Annotated in this window: 7 protein-coding genes and 1 pseudogene; 2 read left to right on the top strand and 6 right to left on the bottom strand. The window is 68.4% G+C overall.

Annotated features, from left to right (window positions below):
• Both AB0B45_RS51335 and AB0B45_RS51330 read left to right on the top strand, forming a co-directional pair.
• Positions 1 to 256: hypothetical protein (locus tag AB0B45_RS51335; RefSeq protein WP_358146344.1), on the top strand; the 256-nt coding region annotated here is incomplete at its 5' end.
• A gap of 388 nt (positions 257 to 644) precedes the next feature.
• Entirely contained in the window at positions 645 to 1,034 is a 390-nt protein-coding gene (locus AB0B45_RS51330) for a VOC family protein (protein ID WP_358146342.1), read from the top strand.
• A 360-nt stretch (positions 1,035 to 1,394) separates the two neighbouring features.
• Here AB0B45_RS51330 and AB0B45_RS51325 read toward each other — a convergent pair whose 3' ends face one another.
• From AB0B45_RS51325 to AB0B45_RS51300, 6 genes and pseudogenes are all read right to left on the bottom strand, one after another.
• On the bottom strand, positions 1,395 to 1,538 hold the full coding sequence (locus AB0B45_RS51325) for a hypothetical protein (protein WP_358146341.1): 144 nt from the start codon (positions 1,536 to 1,538) through the stop codon (positions 1,395 to 1,397).
• Positions 1,538 to 1,744, bottom strand: a complete 207-nt coding sequence (locus AB0B45_RS51320; RefSeq protein ID WP_358146339.1) for a hypothetical protein — start codon at positions 1,742 to 1,744, stop codon at positions 1,538 to 1,540. Before AB0B45_RS51320 ends, AB0B45_RS51325 begins: the two co-directional genes overlap by 1 nt.
• A 153-nt stretch (positions 1,745 to 1,897) precedes the next feature.
• Entirely contained in the window at positions 1,898 to 2,644 is a 747-nt protein-coding gene (locus tag AB0B45_RS51315; protein WP_358146337.1) for a hypothetical protein, read from the bottom strand.
• 290 nt (positions 2,645 to 2,934) lie between these two features.
• On the bottom strand, positions 2,935 to 3,927 hold the full coding sequence (locus AB0B45_RS51310; RefSeq protein ID WP_358146335.1) for an amidohydrolase: 993 nt from the start codon (positions 3,925 to 3,927) through the stop codon (positions 2,935 to 2,937).
• The gene (locus tag AB0B45_RS51305; RefSeq protein ID WP_358146333.1) at positions 3,924 to 4,238 is read right to left on the bottom strand and encodes an antibiotic biosynthesis monooxygenase; all 315 of its coding nucleotides are present in this window, start codon (positions 4,236 to 4,238) and stop codon (positions 3,924 to 3,926) included. Before AB0B45_RS51305 ends, AB0B45_RS51310 begins: the two co-directional genes overlap by 4 nt.
• A pseudogene (locus tag AB0B45_RS51300) lies at positions 4,235 to 4,552 on the bottom strand (ornithine cyclodeaminase family protein); the annotation flags it as partial. The pseudogene AB0B45_RS51300 and the gene AB0B45_RS51305, both read right to left, overlap by 4 nt.

Below are 4,552 nucleotides of genomic sequence, written 5' to 3'. Positions count from 1 at the left end.
GCCGGGCACGTTGGAGGAGTTCGAAAGGGCATGGCGCCCGGATCCGTACCCGCAGGGTCTGCGCCACGCCTACGCGTACTGGTCCGAGGACCAGCAGGAGATCACCGGGGTGTCGTTCTGGGATACGAAGGAGGCGTGCGACTCCTGGCGGACCTCCGAGGCCGAGACACGTCGACGTGAAGCCATGGCCACTTACGTGGTCGAGGAGCGGGAAGGCTTCTACCGAGGCCGCGAGCTCGCCGTCCCCGTACGGTAGTCACGGGGCGGTCGGCCCCGCCCGAACGCCGCGGCCCGAGGGAGTCGACGGTGGCGACGAGGCCCTGACCCGAGTCAAGCGGGGTGGAGGTCCAGCGCAAGGCCAGGGCCGCCGGTTGAACCTCTGCTTGGTCTCAGGATCGGGCGCCCGTCGTGCCAAACGCTGGCGAGTCGGGGCCGGAGCACCGCTGCGGGTTAGCGTAGAAGAGGACCGTAGTCGACAGTGAGCCTTTCGCGATTGCGAAGGAAGATCGGGGGCGGGCATGCGACCGGGTTCTGCATCCGGATCTGGCCGCCGGGAATCTGATGCTGACAGAAGCCATGTACAGCCGGGAGACGTCCAGGGAGACCCTCCGGCAGCGGCCGCCCCACGCGTGCAGTTGGCGTCAGTGGTGATGTTCGCCCGCGAGCTGGACGTCAGCGTGGATTTCTACCGCAGCCTTTTGGGAATGGAGGTCACGGTCCGCAGTCCTAGCGCCGCTCTGCTGGTCAACGCGGATGGTCTGCAGGTGTACCTTCGCGCGGTGGGCGCGAACGCCACCCATGCGCTGGGCAACGTCGGCGTTCAGTACGTGATCTGGACCGCGGCTGACGAGGAGGATCTGTGGCGCTGCGAACGCTTCTTGAAAGAGGCGAAAGCCCACGTGCATACGCGGACCGGTGATGGCTTCACCCTGGTAGAGGGTAGTGATCCGAGTGGTGTGCCGGTGCTGGTGGCATATCCCGGCCCCGATGTGGCGGTGCGGACTCGGATCATGTCGCGGATCTATGTCTGGTGAGGACCCGCCGGTCCATGCGCGGTCAGCGTCTGGTGTGGTGTGTCATCTCACAGGTGGTGTTCGGCATCGCCGATCGTGAGCCGCGCGTCAGCGGTGCCAGTGGCGAGAATTACCCGGAAGGGGCCACGGTACGGGCTGGAGGACGCCGGTTCCTGTCGGCGACTCATCTGGCCCATTCCGTCTGTGGCCGTAGCGCGAAGGCTGCGCGATCGCGGGACTGGAGTGTTACCGAGCCTCTCCGCCCGGCACGGTGGCTTTTCCAACGGCGCAGGAGTACCAACCAGGGTGTGTTTCTGTCGTACTCGTGTGCATGATTGTTTCGTTTCTCGTCAGCCTGGCCAGGCGGTGAAGCACCTGCCGTCACCCGCATCGCACATCTCGCAGTTCCCCGTAGGTGTCGAGCTGCATGGTGGTGAGGAGCTGGTGCAGGTTCGTCGTGGTGAAGGCGTTGTGCGCCGACTTGGTGATGATCGGCTCGCCCGCGAGGGATTGCGGTCCATCCATCAGGCGGACGTACCCGCGGGCCGGGTCGAACACCGTGCCTGATTTGGGCCGGAACCCAGCACCCACACGATCAGCTGATCTTGTGCTCGCGCGGCTGTCACCAACTGGTTGACCTGCTTGACGATGTTCGGCTCCGAGACGAACTCCCAGTCGGGAGGTCGCCGGAAGGACTCCTGGACGTCGATGACGATGAGTGCTCTGTTCACCTGTCCAGAATCCGGCAGCGAAGGTCGCAGGTTGAAGGCACGAATCGGGCAGTCTGCGGACTGATCTGGCGTACGGGCCGAACTGCCGCCGCTGTTCGAGTCCGTTCGACGACGCACTCGGGCGCCGGCCGTACCGGCGCCCGAACGTAGGGCTCAGCAGCGGCGCCCGCCGATCTTCCCGATCCACGTCGAGCAGTTGCCGCACGTCTTGCGGGCCTGCCACTTTTCTTCGTCGTAGTTCCAGGTCTCCGCGTGGAAGTACAACGCACCGGCGGGGATTTGGGCCTTCCGGGTGAAGCCGCGCGCGAGAAGGTACTGGTTCATGGCGTCTACTTCAGCGCACGCGTTCACCGGCCAGTTCTCGGCCTGCCCCACACCGGCGAGCAGTTCCTGCATCAGCGGGTGTTGCTGAGTGGCGCGCGTGTAGGCGCCGCTGGTACCGATCCAGAAATCGTCGGAGCCCGCGTCGGACAGCCCCGCGATCACGGTGCCGTAGTCGGCGCCCTTGGCGGCGGGGGCGTTGCGCGCCTTGACGGCCTCGCTCCTGGCGCGGTCGATCCGGGCGGCGTGCGTCTTGAGCGCTTCTTGAGCGGCCGCCAGCCGATCGGCCTCGACGCGCTTGGTCGCGTAGTAGGCCCAGGAGCCCCCGGTGCTCTTCTCCCGCACCCAGACGAGAAAATCCTTGCGTGCTTCGCTCTCCGGGGTGCCGTTGAGCAGCGCGGTCTCCAGGGAGGCCATCCTTCGCCGCAGCGCCTCCAGGGCGTCCGCGAAGAACCCGTCGGGCTTGTCCTCCTTGATCGCGTCTTGCAGGAATGCGCGGGCCTTCTGCGCCCACTTCTTGAGATCGGTGGCGGGTACCAGTTCCTCATCCGTCGGCAGGGAGGCGAACGTCTGCTCCATCGCGGTTGCCTTTCCGTCTGGACGGCCATCGGATGGCTACAGCGTGTGCCGCTTCAATCCGGAACGGATTGCAGGGCACTGTACGCGGAGCCGCGCACCATGGCGGTACGCGGGATGGCGGCGGGATGCACCGGTCCCCCATCGGCAAGAACGGCGCCGGCGGGTGATTGGGCGTATCTTCCGCCGCAAGGTGGGTTGGGGGTGGCGGAGCCGGCCGTGGCACGGCTCGCTGGCGGTCGAGTTCGCTTGGCCAGGGAACCTCGGCGTGGCGGCGCCGATGGGGCGCGCGCCTACTTCCTGGCCATCACGAACCGGCCGCTGCTGCGCGGATTCCTCCTGGATGACCCGCGCCTGCTCGGCAAGCGGAAGGTCGCCTGGTGGACGAGGAAGTGGATCGGGACGACGGAGTGGTCGGTGGTGATCGCCACCCGCTCGCCGGCGGCGGCCAGCACGCCCGGATTGCGCAGGGTACGGTGCCGCAGCTCGACCTTGGACCTGGTGCCGATCAGCGGGCCGCTGACCACCGGGATGTCGCGCTCGGCGAGCAGGTCCGCCAGGAGGTGGGCCTCTGTGCCGTGGTTGACGACCAGGCGGTAGCCGAACTCGTCGGCCAGCCGTACCGCGGTGGCGATGTCGTCGGCCCGGTGGACGTGCTGGAGCCATGGCAGCTCGCGGTCGAGCACCCTGATCAGCACCTCCAGCCCTGAGTCGAAGGGGTCGCGCCTGCCCCGGTACTCGCGCGCCCGCAGGAAGGCGTCGCGGATCGCCGCCGCGGTGCCCATCCTGGTTGAGCCCTCGTACGACCGTTTGGGGTTCTCACCGAGCGCGCTCTTCACACCGACCGGATCGCGCAGGACCATCTCGTCCGCGGTGCGACCCCAGGTCTTCACGGCCACGGCCTGGCCGCCGATGGGGTTGGCGGAGCCGGGCAGGATCACGGCCGTGGTGACGCCTCCCGACAGAGCGTCGATGAACCCGAGGTCAGCGGGGTTGACACCGTCGAGGGCGCGCAGACGGGCGCCGTCGCGCTCGCCCTTCTCGTTGAGGTCCTCGCCGAGGTCGCCCTCGCCCTCCTCGCCGATGCCCATGTGCGCGTGCGCCTCGACGAAGCCCGGCAGCACCCACTGCCCGCGCGCGTCGAGCACGGGCGTTTCCGCAGGAACGGGGATGCCGGCGGCAGAGCCGACGGCGACGATGCGGCCTCCGGCGATGAGCACGGTGCCCCCGTCGATGGGAGCACCGTCGACGGGGACGACGTGCCCACCGGTGATGGCGACGTTCACTGTTCCCCGCTCCTGCGGATGACGTGGTGGTGTTCGACGACGAACGAGGGGACGAGCTCGTACTCCTCATCGCCGGGGTAGAGGACGGCCCTGTCAGGTTCCTCGCCCGCGAAGGACTGGATCGCCTCCCACGAGCGCCAGTAGGTGACGAGGCGGAACTCGACGTGTTCCCCCACGTCGGCGCGGAACACGTCCGCGCCGAGGTGGCCGGGCAGGGCCGCGGACTCGGCGACGCCCGTCGCCAACAGGTGGCGGGCGAAGCCATCGGCGTGGTGGGCGGGGACGCGGCCGTTCCAGGTACGGGCGATCACGGGGTGGCCCCTTCTTCGAGCAGGCGCAGCGCGGTCTCGGCGGCGGCGAGATCCTGGATGCCCAGGCCGACCAGCTTGGCGACGGTGATCTGCGAGGCGGACGTCCGGCCGGGATGGCGGCCGAGAAGCAGCTCGCCGAGTTCGGCGTCCACGGCCCGGCCCGAAGCCCGCAGGTCTCCGGCGTGCAGCTGCGTGATCTTCCGGCTGTCGACGGCCATGACGTCGGCGCGGTGGAAGCAGGCCGGGTCGAGTTCGGCCTTGGTGCCGTCGTCGGCGCCGACGGCGGTGACGTGCTGTCCAGGCCGTAGCCAGGA

Origin of the sequence: Nonomuraea sp. NPDC049152 (genome assembly GCF_040648355.1) — a bacterium.
GTDB lineage: Bacteria > Actinomycetota > Actinomycetes > Streptosporangiales > Streptosporangiaceae > Nonomuraea.
This window is presented reverse-complemented; position numbering and strand designations above follow the sequence as displayed.

Bases quoted from the DNA above. Each gene is read 5' to 3' on its own strand.
- AB0B45_RS51315 (WP_358146337.1), bottom strand. From the start codon at position 2,644: ATGGAGCAGACGTTCGCCTCCCTGCCGACGGATGAGGAACTGGTACCC.
- AB0B45_RS51325 (WP_358146341.1), bottom strand. From the start codon at position 1,538: ATGGATGGACCGCAATCCCTCGCGGGCGAGCCGATCATCACCAAGTCG.